This is a genomic window from Actinomycetospora sp. NBC_00405, assembly GCF_036044095.1.
GTDB lineage: Bacteria > Actinomycetota > Actinomycetes > Mycobacteriales > Pseudonocardiaceae > Actinomycetospora > Actinomycetospora callitridis.
Window position 1 is genome coordinate 3543058 of sequence record NZ_CP107938.1, and the last position, 13735, is coordinate 3556792.

The 13735-nt window shown below is 74.3% G+C and carries 15 protein-coding genes and 1 pseudogene; 9 read left to right on the top strand and 7 right to left on the bottom strand.

Going from position 1 to position 13735, the window contains the following annotated elements; genetic code table 11:
• Positions 1 to 67: 67 nt before the first annotated feature.
• Both OG774_RS17465 and OG774_RS17470 read right to left on the bottom strand, forming a co-directional pair.
• Positions 68 to 265 carry a hypothetical protein gene (locus OG774_RS17465; RefSeq protein WP_328302707.1) on the bottom strand — a complete coding sequence of 66 codons (198 nt, stop codon included), beginning with the start codon at positions 263 to 265 and terminating at the stop codon, positions 68 to 70.
• A 140-nt stretch (positions 266 to 405) separates the two neighbouring features.
• Positions 406 to 1983, bottom strand: coding sequence for a DEAD/DEAH box helicase (locus tag OG774_RS17470; protein WP_328302709.1), 1578 nt, complete (start codon positions 1981 to 1983; stop codon positions 406 to 408).
• Between the two features lie 196 nt (positions 1984 to 2179).
• On the opposite strand from OG774_RS17470, the gene OG774_RS17475 reads away from it, so the two are divergent.
• Genes OG774_RS17475 through OG774_RS17485 form a run of 3 tightly spaced genes read left to right on the top strand, consistent with a single transcriptional unit; the run spans position 2180 to position 4189 of the window.
• Positions 2180 to 3280, top strand: coding sequence for a M4 family metallopeptidase (locus OG774_RS17475; protein WP_328302711.1), 1101 nt, complete (start codon positions 2180 to 2182; stop codon positions 3278 to 3280).
• 7 nt (positions 3281 to 3287) lie between these two features.
• Positions 3288 to 3590 carry a protealysin inhibitor emfourin gene (locus tag OG774_RS17480; RefSeq protein ID WP_328302713.1) on the top strand — a complete coding sequence of 101 codons (303 nt, stop codon included), beginning with the start codon at positions 3288 to 3290 and terminating at the stop codon, positions 3588 to 3590.
• Positions 3587 to 4189: an SMI1/KNR4 family protein gene (locus OG774_RS17485; protein WP_328302715.1), complete on the top strand. Its 603-nt coding sequence runs from the start codon at positions 3587 to 3589 to the stop codon at positions 4187 to 4189. Before OG774_RS17480 ends, OG774_RS17485 begins: the two co-directional genes overlap by 4 nt.
• Position 4190: 1 nt before the next feature.
• Here OG774_RS17485 and OG774_RS17490 read toward each other — a convergent pair whose 3' ends face one another.
• The 3 genes from OG774_RS17490 to ilvD form a co-directional block, all read right to left on the bottom strand.
• Positions 4191 to 4976, bottom strand: a complete 786-nt coding sequence (locus OG774_RS17490; RefSeq protein ID WP_442873887.1) for a hypothetical protein — start codon at positions 4974 to 4976, stop codon at positions 4191 to 4193.
• A 50-nt stretch (positions 4977 to 5026) separates the two neighbouring features.
• Positions 5027 to 5305 carry a GNAT family N-acetyltransferase gene (locus OG774_RS17495; protein WP_328302717.1) on the bottom strand — a complete coding sequence of 93 codons (279 nt, stop codon included), beginning with the start codon at positions 5303 to 5305 and terminating at the stop codon, positions 5027 to 5029.
• A 150-nt stretch (positions 5306 to 5455) separates the two neighbouring features.
• Positions 5456 to 7141 (bottom strand): dihydroxy-acid dehydratase, encoded by a 1686-nt coding sequence (gene ilvD, locus OG774_RS17500; protein ID WP_328302719.1) that lies wholly within the window; start codon positions 7139 to 7141, stop codon positions 5456 to 5458.
• Positions 7142 to 7384: 243 nt separating this feature from the next.
• On the opposite strand from ilvD, the gene OG774_RS17505 reads away from it, so the two are divergent.
• Together OG774_RS17505 and OG774_RS17510 are read left to right on the top strand one after the other, a co-directional pair.
• Positions 7385 to 7828, top strand: coding sequence for a hypothetical protein (locus tag OG774_RS17505; protein ID WP_328302721.1), 444 nt, complete (start codon positions 7385 to 7387; stop codon positions 7826 to 7828).
• Between the two features lie 112 nt (positions 7829 to 7940).
• On the top strand, positions 7941 to 8495 hold the full coding sequence (locus OG774_RS17510) for a YceI family protein (RefSeq protein ID WP_328302723.1): 555 nt from the start codon (positions 7941 to 7943) through the stop codon (positions 8493 to 8495).
• Positions 8496 to 8559: 64 nt separating this feature from the next.
• Here the strand turns inward: OG774_RS17510 and OG774_RS17515 are convergent, their stop codons facing one another.
• On the bottom strand, positions 8560 to 9543 hold the full coding sequence (locus OG774_RS17515; protein WP_328302725.1) for a YihY/virulence factor BrkB family protein: 984 nt from the start codon (positions 9541 to 9543) through the stop codon (positions 8560 to 8562).
• A 159-nt stretch (positions 9544 to 9702) separates the two neighbouring features.
• On the opposite strand from OG774_RS17515, the gene OG774_RS17520 reads away from it, so the two are divergent.
• Positions 9703 to 10197, top strand: coding sequence for an inorganic diphosphatase (locus tag OG774_RS17520; RefSeq protein WP_274188418.1), 495 nt, complete (start codon positions 9703 to 9705; stop codon positions 10195 to 10197).
• A gap of 364 nt (positions 10198 to 10561) precedes the next feature.
• On the opposite strand, the pseudogene OG774_RS29845 reads toward OG774_RS17520, so the two are convergent.
• Positions 10562 to 10849 (bottom strand): annotated as a pseudogene (locus tag OG774_RS29845) (hypothetical protein); the annotation flags it as partial.
• Here OG774_RS29845 and OG774_RS17530 point away from each other — a divergent pair.
• Genes OG774_RS17530 through OG774_RS17540 form a run of 3 tightly spaced genes read left to right on the top strand, consistent with a single transcriptional unit; the run spans position 10840 to position 13723 of the window.
• A complete protein-coding gene (locus OG774_RS17530; RefSeq protein WP_328302729.1) occupies positions 10840 to 11166 on the top strand; it encodes a putative quinol monooxygenase in 327 nt (108 codons plus the stop codon). The pseudogene OG774_RS29845 and the gene OG774_RS17530 overlap by 10 nt on opposite strands.
• Positions 11163 to 12323 (top strand): DUF3500 domain-containing protein, encoded by a 1161-nt coding sequence (locus OG774_RS17535; protein WP_328302731.1) that lies wholly within the window; start codon positions 11163 to 11165, stop codon positions 12321 to 12323. Before OG774_RS17530 ends, OG774_RS17535 begins: the two co-directional genes overlap by 4 nt.
• Positions 12320 to 13723, top strand: coding sequence for a carboxylesterase/lipase family protein (locus tag OG774_RS17540; RefSeq protein WP_328302733.1), 1404 nt, complete (start codon positions 12320 to 12322; stop codon positions 13721 to 13723). The genes OG774_RS17535 and OG774_RS17540 overlap by 4 nt, the downstream gene beginning before the upstream one ends.
• The last annotated feature ends 12 nt before the right edge of the window (positions 13724 to 13735 follow it).

Sequence of the window (13735 nt, forward strand, 5' to 3'; positions counted from 1 at the left end):
CGCACGAACTCCCCGTTGATCGGCGGGGAGGACGACGCCCGCGAGACCATCAGGTCTCGCGGGCTCGTCATGCGCGATCGAAGCGGATTTCCTGGCGTTCAGCGCCGGCGAGGACGCAGGGCTTGCATCCGTGATGCCCACCCCCGGCGTCGGCGCGCGCGACCCGGCGGTCGAGCGCCAGCGGGGCGACGAGTCCGGCGCCGAGGAGGAGCAGGACGAAGATCCCCAGGAACGCCGGGCCGGAGATGCCCCACGTGTCCCCCACGACGACCTCCGAGCGTGAGCATGGTGGTCACGCACAGCCGTGCGTGTCGACGCACTGTTGCCCGCTCCGACCGCGCACAGCAAAGCAGAGCCACTCGTTCGGCCCAGCAATCAGCTACACACGGTAAGGAACGCCCGAAACTAGCGGGAGCCGCCCCGACCACGACCCGCGCCCGAGCGGGCCGAGTGCGCCGCCGCGGAGTGCGACGACGAGGACGGGCCGCCGCTCGAGCCGGCCGTGCGACGGCCGCCGCCGCCTCCCAAGCCGCCGGTCGCGCCGGAGCCACGACCGCCCGAACCACCGCGCCCGCCGGAGCCAGAAGGAGCACCGCCGCCGGCGCCGCCGCGGCCCCGACCGGAGCTGCCACGGGCGCCGCCGCCCGAGCCGCCGGGAGCGCCGCCGCCACCACGACCGCGCCCGGAGCCGTCGCCACGGCGCGACCCGCCACCGGACCCACCGGCCGGCTGCGGCGCGGGCTTGCGCGACGCGGCCGCCGGGCCGTCCTCGGGGTCGACGCGGGGCGCGGGCTCACCGACGAGCGCCACGATCTCGCGCGCGCCGGGGCCGACGTCGACGGGCTTGGCCTTGATCCCGGCCTTGCGCGTCATCGACGCGACCTCGGCCCGCTCGGTCGGCGGCACCAGCGTGACCACGTCCCCGGCCGACCCGGCGCGCGCCGTGCGCCCGGAGCGGTGGGTGTACGCCTTGTGCTCGGCGGGCGGGTCGACGTGCACCACCAGGGCGACGTCGTCGACGTGGATGCCGCGCGCGGCGATGTCGGTGGCGACCAGCACGCGGACGTCGCCTGCGGAGAAGCCCGCCAGGTTCCGGTCGCGCGCGGGCTGCGAGAGGTTGCCGTGCAGCTCCGTGGCCGGGATGCCCGCGGCCGTGAGCTGGCGCGAGAGCTTGCGCGCCGCGTGCTTGGTGCGGGTGAACATCATGCTGCGGCCGTGGCCCGAGGCCAGCTCCTGCACCACGGCGTTGCGGTCCGCGGGCGCCACCGTGAAGAGGTGGTGCGTCATGTCCGGCACGGGCTCCTCGGCCGCGTCGACGCTGTGCGTCACCGCGTCGTGCAGGAACTCGCGCACCAGACGGTCGACCTCGCCGTCGAGGGTCGCCGAGAACAGCATCCGCTGCCCGTCGCGGGGCGTGCGGCGCAGCAGGCGGCGGACCGCGGGGAGGAAGCCGAGGTCGCTCATGTGGTCGGCCTCGTCGAGCACCGTGACCTCGACGCGGTCGAGGTCGACGAGACCCTGGCCGATGAGGTCCTCGAGACGGCCGGGGCAGGCGATCAGCAGGTCGACGCCCTGGCGGAGCGCGTCGGCCTGGCGACCCTGGCCGACGCCGCCGTAGACGACGGTCTGGCGCAGGCCGAGGATCTCGGCGAGCGGGGCCAGCGCGTCGCGGACCTGGCTCGCGAGCTCGCGCGTCGGCAGCAGCACGAGGCCGCGCGGACGCTTCGAGACGGTGCGACCGCTGGTCAGGCGCGTGAGCAGCGGCAGACCGAACGCGAGGGTCTTGCCGCTGCCGGTGCGGCCGCGACCGAGCACGTCGCGGCCGGCCAGCGCGTCGGCGATCGCCTCGCGCTGGATGGGGGTGGGCTCGGTGATCCCGCGCGCGGCCAACGCGTCCACGACGTCGCGGGGGACGCCGAGGTCGGTGAAGGTCGGGGCGGAACGGGGAGCAGACGTCGTCGGGATGTCGGGGAACCTCTCCACGGGAGCGAGGGGCCGCGAGCGCCGGCCCGTCCGTCGTGGAGGGGGGACCGCGCGAGGAATGCGGTGTGCTGACGACCCACGGGCGCCATCGGCGGCGCCCTGTACGATTCCAGTGTCCCAGAGACGGTGCGTACGGGTGTGACACCGGGGCCGAACGGGGCCGGAACGCCCGGTGTCCTCCGGCACACTGACCGTCGTGAACCGCTGCCGGTGCACGATCGCACCGCCCTCCCTGCTGCTGACGGTCGCCGAGCAGGGCGACGCCGAGACGCGGGACGCGGCCCTGCGCACGCTGCTGACGTCGGTGGCGCTGCGGTCCCGGCGCTCCTCGTTCGGCCCGACGCTGCTCCGCTTCGGGCTCTCCCCCGCCGACCTGGACTTCCTCCCCGCGCAGGCGCCGGACACCGGCCCGGAGAACTCGGTCTACGACGTCGCGGGCGGCGAGGAGCAGGCCCTGCCCGGGCGGCTCGTCCGGGGCACCACCGATCCACCCACCGGCGACGCCGCGGTCGACGAGGCGTTCGACGGCGCCGCGACGACCGCGGACTTCTACCGCGAGGAGTTCGACCGCGACTCCGTCGACGGCCGGGGCCTCGACCTCGTGTCGTCCGTGCACTTCGGGCAGCGCTACGACAACGCGTTCTGGACCGGCGACCAGATGGTCTACGGCGACGGCGGGGGCGGGGTGTTCGTGCCGGGCGGGCTGACGCGCGCGATCGACGTCATCGCCCACGAGCTCACGCACGGCGTCACGCAGTTCAGCGCGGGCCTGGAGTACCGCGGTCAGAGCGGGGCGCTCAACGAGTCGTTCTCCGACGTCTTCGGCATCCTCGTCAAGCACCGCGCCGAGGGCATCGACGCGGCGTCGGCGTCCTGGCTCATCGGCGAGGACATCCTCGAGCCGGCGCTCGGCGGTGCGCTGCGCAACATGATCGCGCCGGGCACCGCCTACGCCGGCGACGACCAGCCCGCCGACATGGACGCCTACGTCGACCTGCCCGCCGACGACGACCCGCGCAACGACAACGGCGGCGTGCACATCAACTCCGGCATTCCCAACCGCGCCTTCGCCGAGGCGGCTCGCGCCCTGGGCGGCGACGCGTGGGCGACGCTCGGCCCGGTCTGGTACGAGGTGCTCACGGGCGGGGAGCTGTCCCGGTTCGCCGACTTCGAGGACTGCGCCGCCCTCACCGTGGCCGTCGCCGGGGAGCGCTACGGCGGCGGCTCCACCGAGCAGGACGCCGTGCGCGGCGGGTGGGAGGCGGTCAAGGTGCGCCTGCCTCCGGACCCGCGATGAGGACGTTGTGAGGGTCACCGTCGTCCGGTCCGGTGGCGTCGCCGGGATGGTGCTCACCGCCGAGGTGGACGACGCCGGCCTCGACGCGCCCGCCGCCGCGGAGCTCACCGGCCTGGTCGACGCGTGCGAATTCGTCGACGGCGCGCCGAGCGCGGTCGCGGACGGCTTCGGCTACGAGCTCTCGGTCGCGCGCGACGACGGATCGGTCGCCCGGGCCCGGTTCGGGCAGGGCGCGGCGCCACCCGGGGCGGGCGCGCTGGTGGCGTGGGTGCTCGACGGCCCGCACGCCCGTCGGAGGATGGGCCGGTGACCGTCGAGGCTCTGTGGTGGCGCTGGGTGGACCGGCTCGAGGAGCGGGGCTGGGGCGCGCGGGCGATGCTGCGCCCGCCGGCCGGCGACGACGTCATCGCGGCGGCGGCCGAGGTCGTGGGCGGGTTCCCCGACGAGCTCGCGGCGCTCTACCGGATCGCCGACGGCCAGCTCGAGACGCGCTACGTCCGCGGCCCGTGGACCAACCTCTTCCCCGGCCACGAGTTCCTGTCCCTCGCCGGGGCGCGCCGGGCCTGGCAGGGGTGGGCGGACATCCGCGCGACGTACGCGCCCGCGGACTTCGACAGCATGATCACGGTGCGCGGCGACGACCCGGTGCACCGCGTGTACACCCGGGCGCCGTGGTGGCCGCTCGCCGAGGACGGCGGGGGCAACCACCTCATGGTCGACCTCGACCCCCCGCCCGGCGGGACGGTGGGCCAGGTGCTGGTGGCCGGCCCGGACGAGGACGAGCGCCGCGTGCTCGCGCCGGGCATCGGGGTCTACCTCGCCGCCCTGCTCGACGCGGACCTCGACCCGCCCGACGCCGACCAGCTCGCCGACGGCGTCGCGTGGTGGGACGCCCCCGGCCTACGGTGACTCACCAGCCGTCGAAGAAGCCGCCACCGTCGAAGCCACCACCGTCGAAGCCACCACCGTCGAAGCCCCCGGGGTCCATGCCCGGGTCCATCCCCGGGTCCATCCCCGGATCGAACCCGCCGCCCCCGTCTCCGGCGAAGGCAGATCCGGCCAACGCGCTCCCGCCGACCGCGGCGGCACCGAAGCCCGAGAACAGGGCGCTCGCGACCATCATCCCGCCGAAGGCTCCGACGCCGCCGAGGAGCATCGGCTTCCACCACGGCTCGGAGTACCAGCCGGCGGGCACCGGCCGTCCGCCGACCATCCCGCCCGGGTAGTAGTGGTTGTTCTGCGCCGAGGGCTGGGGCGAGCCGGTGACGCTGCGGCCGTCGACGTCCACCTCGCTCGTGGACGCGAGCTCTCCGGCGCGGGCGCGCTCGGCGGAGCCGGGGAGCTCGGGGCCGGGGTCCATGCCCATGGCGGTGCGCGCGGCGCGCACGTAGTAGAGGCCCTCGAGGGCGGTGTCGCTGACGAGGCGGTACTGCGGCGCGCTCGTCGCCTGGTCGAGCTGCGAGCCGGCGGCCGTGTAGCGCTCGGCGGCGTCGGCGAGCGCCTGCTTCGAGGGCTCGTCGGACCCGACGAGGTTGAGCACCTGGCCGCCCAGGCGCTCGTACCAGCGACGGGCCTCGGCCTCGGCGTCACCGAGCTGACTCTGGGCGGAGGTGCCCCGGCCGCGTCCGCGCGTGGCCACGAGGGCGATGAGACCGCCGACGACGAGCAGGATGAGCAGGAGTTCCACGTCCCCCACGATCCGCGCGGGTCCTGAGAGGCGGCTGTGAGGACGTTCGGAGTCAACGCTCAGGGACGCCGCATGGGGACGTGCGGGATGCCGTCCTCGTCGTAACCCGGGCCGTCGACGGCGAAGCCGAGGCGGGCGTAGAACCCCTGCGCCTGTACCTGGGCCCCGAGGACGACCGGGCCGGCGATGCCGGCGAGCACCGCGCGCACCAAGGCCGCCCCGGCGCCCGTCCCGCGGTGCTCGGGCGCGGTGACGATGCGCCCGATCCGCGTCTCACCGTCGCCCTCGAGGATCCGCAGGTACGCCACGACCTCGCCGTCCGGGCCCCGCCTCCACACGTGCTCGGCCTCGGCGTCCAGGCCGTCGAGCTCCTGGAATGCGCACTCCTGCTCGGAGATCAGGGGAGCACGCCGATAGGGAACACCCGGACCCGCAGGGCGAGCAGGTCGTAGAGGTCGCGCGGGGTCAGGTCGTCGAAGCGGGCCCGTTCAGTCAAAGCCCACGACGGCGCCCTCGGCCGCCGAGCCGACGAGGCGGGCGTACTTGCCGAGGACGCCGGTGCGGTGCTTGGGCGGCGGCGGGGTCCAGCCGGCCGACCGCTCGGACAGCTCCTCGTCCGAGACCAGCAGATCCAGGGTGCGCGCCGTGAGGTCGAGGCGGATGCGGTCGCCCTCGCGCACGAACGCGATCGGACCGCCGTGCGCGGCCTCGGGGGCGACGTGCCCGACGCAGAGCCCCGTGGTGCCGCCCGAGAAACGGCCGTCGGTGAGCAGCAGGACGTCCTTGCCGAGCCCGGCGCCCTTGATCGCCCCGGTGACCGCGAGCATCTCGCGCATCCCGGGCCCGCCGCGCGGACCCTCGTCGCGGATGACGACGACGTCGCCGGTGTTCAGGTCGTTGTTCGACACCGCGTCCATGGCGCCCTGCTCGCCGTCGAAGACCCGGGCGGTGCCCTCGAACGAGGCGGTGTCGAAGCCCGCCGACTTGACCACGGCGCCGTCGGGCGCGAGCGAGCCGCGCAGGATCGTCAGCCCGCCGGTGGGGTGGATCGGGTTCGACAGCGGACGCAGGATGTCGCCGTCGAGCGGGCCGGGCGCGAGCGCGTCGAGGTTCTCGGCGACGGTGCGACCGGTGACGGTGAGGGCGTCGCCGTGCAGCAGGCCCGCGTCGAGCAGGGCGCGCATGACCACCGGGACGCCGCCGACCTTGTCGACCGTCGTCATCATGTGCCGCCCGAACGGCTTGACGTCGGCGAGGTGGGGGACCTTGTCGCCGATGCGGTTGAAGTCGTCGAGCACGAGGTCGACGCCGGCCTCGCGGGCGATCGCGAGCAGGTGCAGCACCGCGTTGGTGGAGCCGCCGAACGCCATGACCACGGCGATCGCGTTCTCGAACGCCTCGCGCGTCATGACGTCGCGGGCGGTGTGCCCGCGGCTCAGCATCCCCACCACCGCGTCGCCGGACTGCCGCGCGAACCCGTCGCGGCGGCGGTCGGCGCTCGGCGGCGACGAGGAGCCGGGCAGCGCCATGCCCATCGCCTCGGCCGCGCAGGCCATGGTGTTGGCGGTGTACATGCCGCCGCAGGCGCCCTCGCCGGGGCAGATGGCGCGCTCGATCTCGTCGACCTTCTCGCGGGTGATCAGCCCGCGGGCGCAGGCACCGACGGCCTCGAAGGCGTCGATGATCGACACCTCTTTGCCGTCCACGGTGCCCGGCATGATCGAGCCGGCGTAGAGGAAGACCGACGCGAGGTCGAGCCGCGCGGCCGCCATCAGCATGCCGGGCAGGGACTTGTCGCAGCCCGCCAGCGTGACCGTCCCGTCGAGGCGCTCGGCGGACACCACCGTCTCCACCGAGTCGGCGATGACCTCACGGCTGACCAGCGAGTAGTGCATCCCGACGTGGCCCATCGAGATCCCGTCCGAGACGGAGATCGTGCCGAACTCCATCGGGAAGCCGCCGGCGTGGTGCACGCCCTCCTTGGCCGCGGTGGCCAGGCGGTCCAGGGACAGGTTGCAAGGGGTGATCTCGTTCCACGACGACGCGATGCCGATCTGGGGCTTCGCGAAGTCGTCGTCGGTCATCCCGACCGCGCGCAGCATCCCGCGGGCCGCGGCCCGCTCCAACCCGTCGGTGACGTCGCGGCTGCGGGGCTTGAGGTCGGCGGACTCCATGAGGCGAAGGTAACGCTTGTCCCTCCCCCGGGGTCGGGGCAGACTCCCGCGCATGTCCGGGGAGACGCTCGAGCGGTTCTGGCCGAGCCGTCGCCTCGACAGCTTCGACGAGCTCTGTCGCTAGGACGCCGCGGCCAACGCCGGATCCGTCCCCCCACGACGCTCCCGCCCGCGCGTCCGCCGGTGCCCGCCTGCGCCCCTCCCCGGCGCTCCCCCCGCGATCACTGCCTGGAGCTCGTCACCATGACCACCATCGCCCCGCCCCGCGTCGTGCGCCTCGACCCCGTGCTGCACGGCCTGGTCGATCCCACGGCCGATCCCGCGGGGGGCACGCGCGACCTCGACGCGATGCTCGCGCAGGCCCGGGCCGCCGAGCTCGGCGGCGCCGCGGCCGTCACGATCCCCGCCGGCTCCGCGCCCGGGGGCCGCCAGTGGCCGAGCACCGCCCAGGCGCTCGCCGTCCTGCTCGCGACGAGCACCGTGCACGTCGTCGTCGAGGTGAGCGCCGCGGCCTGGACGCCCGACGCCCTCGCCCGCTTCGCCGCCAGCGCCACCGGTCTCGCGGGCCGGCGCCTCGCCGTGCGGGTGCTCGGCCCGGGCTCGGCGACCCTCGCGGCCGCCCTGGCGGCCCGCTGGCCGGGCCCGGTCGCCATCGCCGATACCGAGATCGCCGCGCTCGTCGCCTGACTCCCCCTCGCGAGACCCCGGTCACAGCACCGTCCAATAGTTGACGTCTCAACCTTGAGTGCTAGAGTCTGCCATGACAGTTGATGCTTCAAGTCTCCCTTCGGAGGACGACATGACCGAGACCGCCGCGCCGACCCTCGAGCTCGTGGGCGAGTACCAGATCGACCCCGCGCACACGCGCATCGGTTTCACCGCCCGCCACGCCATGGTCACGAAGGTGCGCGGCACGTTCGGCGAGTTCCGTGGCAACGCGAGCATCGGCGAGGACCCGACCCGCTCGGGCGTCGAGATCATCATCGCGGCCAACAGCCTGAACACCGGCCAGGAGCAGCGCGACGGGCACGTCCAGGGCGACGACTTCCTCGCCGTGAACGTCTACCCGGAGATCACCTTCCGCTCGACCTCGGTCGAGAAGGACGGCGACACCTTCACGATCACCGGTGACCTCACGATCCGCGACACCACCAAGCCGGTCTCCGTGCCCTTCGAGTTCACCGGCCTCGCCAAGGACCCGTTCGGCAACGTCCGCGCCGGCTTCGAGGGCGCCACCACGATCAACCGCAAGGACTGGGGCATCACCTTCAACGCCGCGCTCGAGACCGGTGGCGTGCTCGTCTCCGACAAGATCGGCCTCGAGTTCGACATCTCGGCCATCAAGCAGGCCTGACGCTCGTCGAGCAGCACACGACACGGCCCGCGCTCCCCACCGGGGAACGCGGGCCGTCGTGCGTCTACCCGGGCCCGCCCGGTTCCTCGAACTTCACGTCGACCGACTGGTGGTCCTTCTGCCGCTCTTGCTCGGCGTAGGACTTGTAGGCCCGCAGGTCGGCCGCGGTGGTGTCGCGGTCGTCGGGATACATGCTGAACAGGCTGCGGGGGTGCAGCCGGCGCACGAGGACGGCGTCGAGCTCGGCGCAGAGCACGAACACCGACGCCGCCAGGTAGATCCAGGCCAGCAGGCCGATCACGATCCCGAAGAACCCGTACGTCGCGCTCGCGCCCTGCAGGCGGGTGCCGACGAGCCAGGTGCCGACGGACAGCAGCACCTGCCAGCTGATCCCGGCGGCGACCGCCGCGACCAGGCGGTCGCGCAGGCGCCCCGGCCGGGCCGGCAGCAGGTGGTAGGCCAGCAGGAACAGGCCGATGTTGACGAGGGTGCCGGCGACGGTCGCGGACGCGCGGCCGAGCGCCCCGAGTCCGGTGGTCTCGCCAGCGGCGGTCGCCAGCGTCGAGAGCCCGGCGGTGACCATCACGCCGCAGCCGACCAGCACCACGACCAGCACGCCCTTGCCGTAGGCGACCCCGATGCTCGCGCGCTCGGCCTTCGGCACCGCCCAGACCTCGTCGAGCGCGTGCTGCGCGGCGTGGGTGACGCCCAGGGCGCCGTAGACGGCCAGGACCACACCGACGACGAGACCGGCCACGCTCCCGCTCAGCGTGTGCACGTTGTCGCGGATCTGGTCGCCGATCACCGGCACGTTGCGCAGCGCCGACGACAGCACCGCCTGCTGGGCGGCCGGGTCGTCGTGGAGCACGTAGCCGAGACCCGTGACGCCGAGCAGCAGCAGGGGGAACAGCGAGACCAGGCCGTAGTAGGTCAGGAGGGCGGCCAGGTAGGTGCCCTGGTCGTCGAGGAACTTGTAGACGACGGCGAGGGGCAGCGCGGCCCACCGGTGTCGGCGCTGGAACGCGTCGAACCGCCTCGAGACGCCCATCAGCGCCACCTCCCGACCCCCCCGTCACGTATACCCCCTTCCCGAGGTCCACAGCGGCGACGGAGTGCAGCCGCCGACACGACCGATCGGGGCCCGGGGTGGGCGCCGGGCAGCCGGACGCGACACACTGGCGGCCCGACGACGGCGAGGGAGCAGCTGGTGGAGTTCGACGTGCTGGTCGAGGTGCCTCAGGGCAGCCGCAACAAGTACGAGATGGACCACGAATCGGGGCGCCTGCGCCTCGACCGGACGCTGTTCACGGCAACGCGGTATCCCGCCGACTACGGGTACATCGAGAACACCCTCGGCCAGGACGACGACCCGCTGGACGCCCTCGTCCTCGTCCAGCAGCCGACGTTCCCCGGCTGCCTCGTGCGCAGCCGCGCGATCGGGATGTTCCGCATGACCGACGAGGCCGGCGGCGACGACAAGGTGCTGTGCGTCCCCAGTGACGACCCGCGCCTCGAGCACCTGCGCGACATCCACCACCTCGACGAGTACCACCGCATGGAGATCCAGCACTTCTTCGAGGTCTACAAGGCGCTGGAGCCCGACAAGAAGGTCGAGGGCCACGAGTGGGTCGGCCGCGCGGAGGCCGAGAAGGAGGTCCGCGCGTCCCTGGAGCGGGCCGAGAAGGCCGGCTACACGACGTGACCGGAGTGCGCGCATGACCGAGCCGCCGGAACCGCCGCCCACCATCGCGACGATGCGGACGATCGGTTACGTGTGGATCGCCGTGGGTGTGCTGGCGATCCTCGGGGGCGCCGTCGCGACGGTCTTCGCGGTGGCGGTGTTCGGTGTGCTCGCCGCCCTGCTGGGTGCAGGCCTCGTGGGCATCCAGCAGGTGCGGGCGCGCTCGGCGATCCGGGCGTCGCGCACCCTCACCAACGCGCCCGCACCGCCGGCGGATCCCCCGTCGGCCAACCCGGGGCCGCCGGTCGGTCCTCCGCCCGTCGGCGGTCCGCACGAGGACGGCCCCATCGAGGACGGCCCCATCGAGGACGGCCCCATCGAGGACGGCCCCATCGAGGACGGCCCCATCGAGGACGGCCCCATCGAGGACGGCCCCATCGAGGACGGCCCCGTCGACCAGCAGGACGACGAACAGGACGACGGCGTCGAGGCCCCCGTCGGGTCGCCCGGCGAGGACGAGGAGGAGCTCTCGGTCTCCGAGGAGGAGGGCGGCACGGGCTCGCGGACGGCCGAGGACGAGGACCCCGGCGGACGTCGGGACTGACCCGCGCGTGGCCCGGGTACGGGTCACGAAGACCCTGCTCGACCACCCGGGGAGACTCCGTGCCGACACCCACCGACGACGACCGCACCCTGCTCACGGTCATCGCGCGCATGACCGCACTGCCCGGCAAGGAGCAGCAGCTGCGCTCCGAGCTCGAGCAGCTCGTCGAGCCGACGCTCGCCGAGGACGGCTGCGTCAACTACGACCTGCACGTCGCCGTCGACGACCCGGCCACGTTCTTCTTCTACGAGAACTGGACGAGCCCCGGGCACCTCGAGGCGCACCTGGGCAACGGGCACCTGGTGGAGTTCGCCGGCAAGCTCGACGAGTACCTCGTCGGCGGCGCCGACGGGCTGGTGATCACCCAGCTGCAGCGGATCAAATGACCTCCACCGCGACCCCGCGCATCGTCGCCTCGGCCATGGCCGAGGCGGCCGCCGCGTGGGTCGACGCCCTCGACGACGAGCAGCGCCCCACCGGCGTCTGGGCGTGGCCGGGCTCGAACGCCGCCGACATCGAGCGGGTGCGCTGGTACTACACGCCGACCGACCACGGCGGCCTGACGATCCACCAGCAGCGGCCCCACCAGCAGCGCGCGGCGATGCGCCTGCTCTCGACGGGCCTGTCCGAGGCGGCCTACGTCAGCGCCTCGACGATCATGGGCCTGGAGAACGTCCTCGACCGCACCGAGGGGTTCACCGCCGGCTTCGCCCGTGACCGTGGGCGCGATCCGGGCATGTACTACCTGCGGGTCTTCGGCGACCCGACCGGCCCCGGCCCCTGGTCGTGGCGCTTCGGCGGCCACCACGTGTCGGTGCACCACCTCGTCGTCGACGGCGAGGCCGTCGCCGGCAGTCCGTGTTTCCTCGGCGCCGACCCGATGGCCTCGCCGCTGCTCGGGGGGCGGGAGCTGCGCCCGCTCGGCGCGGTCGAGGACACCGCCCGCGACCTGCTCCACGCCCTCGACGCCGATCAGCGCGCCCGCGCCGTGCTCACCCCCACCGCGGCGCCCGACATCATCGGCGGGAACCGCGTCCGGCCCGCCCCGGGCGACCGGGTGATCCCGCTGCCGGACCTGTGGCGCGGGCACTTCGAGCAGGAGCTCGAGGACCGCATGTGGTCGATGCACGACAACCTCGAGGCCCAGCTGGGCGTCACCGACGCCGATCGGGCGGCCACCGAGCTCACCGCGACCCCTCGTGGGCTGTCGGCCGCCGAGATGACCGCCGCCCAGCAGGCGATGCTGCGCGAGGTGCTGGAGACCTACGTCGGCCGCATGCCGCCCGGGATCGTGGAGCGCGAGCGGGCCCGCTTCGATGGGGACGCCCTGCACGCGGTCGCGTTCGCCTGGGCGGGCGGCGCGGAGCGCGGTGAGCCGCACTACTACCGGCTGCAGGGTCCGCGCCTGCTCGCGGAGTGGGACAACACCCAGCGCGCGGTCAACCACGCGCACTCGGTGTGGCGCGACCCCGGCCACGACTTCGGTCTCGACCTGCTGGGCGAGCACCTCACGGAGCACCACGGACATGGGCACGACGCGTGAGCACGTCGGTCGCCGACCCGACGGTCACGCTGCCCGACGGCGTGCTGCGCGGTCGACGGCGTGGCGACGTCGTCGAGTTCCTCGGCATCCGCTACGGCACGGCGGCGCGGTTCGCCCCGCCGCGCGCGCCGGAGCCGTGGACCGGCGTCCGCGAGGCCGTCGAGCGGGGTCCGACCGCGCCGCAGCTGCCCGCGCGGGTCGCCGCCGTCACCGGGCCCTCGCCCGACGACGGCACCCCGCAGGACGAGGACTGCCTGCGCGTCGACGTGCGCGCCCCGTCCGCGGCGCTCGCCGACGGCGTCCCGCGCCCCGTGCTCGTGTGGCTGCACGGCGGCGCCTACGTCATCGGGTCGGCGGCGACGTCCTGGTACGACACCAGCCGGCTGGTGAGCGAGGGCAGCGAGAACGGGGTCGTCACGGTCAACGTGGGCTACCGGCTCGGCGTGCTGGGGTGGCTCGCCGAGCCGGGGGTGTCCGACGGCAACCTCGGCCTGCTCGACCAGATCGCCGCCCTGCGCTGGGTGCGCGACCGCATCGCCGCCTTCGGTGGCGACGCGGACCAGGTCACGGTGATGGGCCAGTCCGCGGGCGCGCACTCGATCGCCTGCCTCATGACCGTTCCCGAGGCCCGGCCGCTGTTCCGGCGCGCGATCCTGCAGAGCGGCCAGCTCGGGCTCGGCCTGTCGTCCCCGCAGCGGGCCGCCCGCGTCGCGGGGTACGTGACCGAGGGCCTCGGGGGCGCCGATCCGGCGAGCGCCGAGGTCGAGGACCTGCTCGACGCGCAGCGCCACGCGATGATCCGCGCGGCCGGACCCGGCGGCCTCGACTCGTCGCCGGCCTTCGCCCCCGTCGACGGCGTCCCGCCGCTGTCGGCCGGGGTCACCTGGGCCGACGCGGCGTCGGCGGGTCACGACCTGCTCGTCGGGTCGACCGCCGACGAGGCCGAGACGTTCGTGCGCATCAGCCCGGCCCTGTGGGGGCTCAGGCGCCTCCCGGTGCTCGGGCGGCTCACCTCGGCGGGCGCCGGGCTGGCGACGCGGCGCGTGTTCGGGGCGCCGGCCGAGCGGTTCGCGGACGACGCGGCCCGCAGCGGTGCCCGGACGTTCAGCTACCGCTTCGCCTGGCGTGCGCCCGCGTCCGACCTCGGAGCGTGCCACTGCATCGAGCTGCCGTTCCTGTTCGGGGCGCGCGACGCCTGGGAGGACGCGCCGATGCTGCGCGGCGCCGACTGGGTCGCCGACGTCGAGCCGCTCGGCGCGGTGATGCGTGCGGCGTGGCTGCGCTTCGTCCGGACCGGGAACCCCGCGACCGACGCCCTGCCCTGGCCGCCGCACGCGGCGGGCGGAGGGCCGACGGTGGTGCTCGACGCCTCCGTCGCCCGGAACGGGCACACTCGATGACGTCCCCCCGAA

Coding starts and splice junctions, on each gene's coding strand:
- ilvD (WP_328302719.1), bottom strand. CDS start 7,141: ATGGAGTCCGCCGACCTCAAGCCCCGCAGCCGCGACGTCACCGACGGG.
- OG774_RS17505 (WP_328302721.1), top strand. CDS start 7,385: ATGACCACCATCGCCCCGCCCCGCGTCGTGCGCCTCGACCCCGTGCTG.
- OG774_RS17510 (WP_328302723.1), top strand. CDS start 7,941: ATGACCGAGACCGCCGCGCCGACCCTCGAGCTCGTGGGCGAGTACCAG.
- OG774_RS17515 (WP_328302725.1), bottom strand. CDS start 9,543: ATGGGCGTCTCGAGGCGGTTCGACGCGTTCCAGCGCCGACACCGGTGG.
- OG774_RS17535 (WP_328302731.1), top strand. CDS start 11,163: ATGACCTCCACCGCGACCCCGCGCATCGTCGCCTCGGCCATGGCCGAG.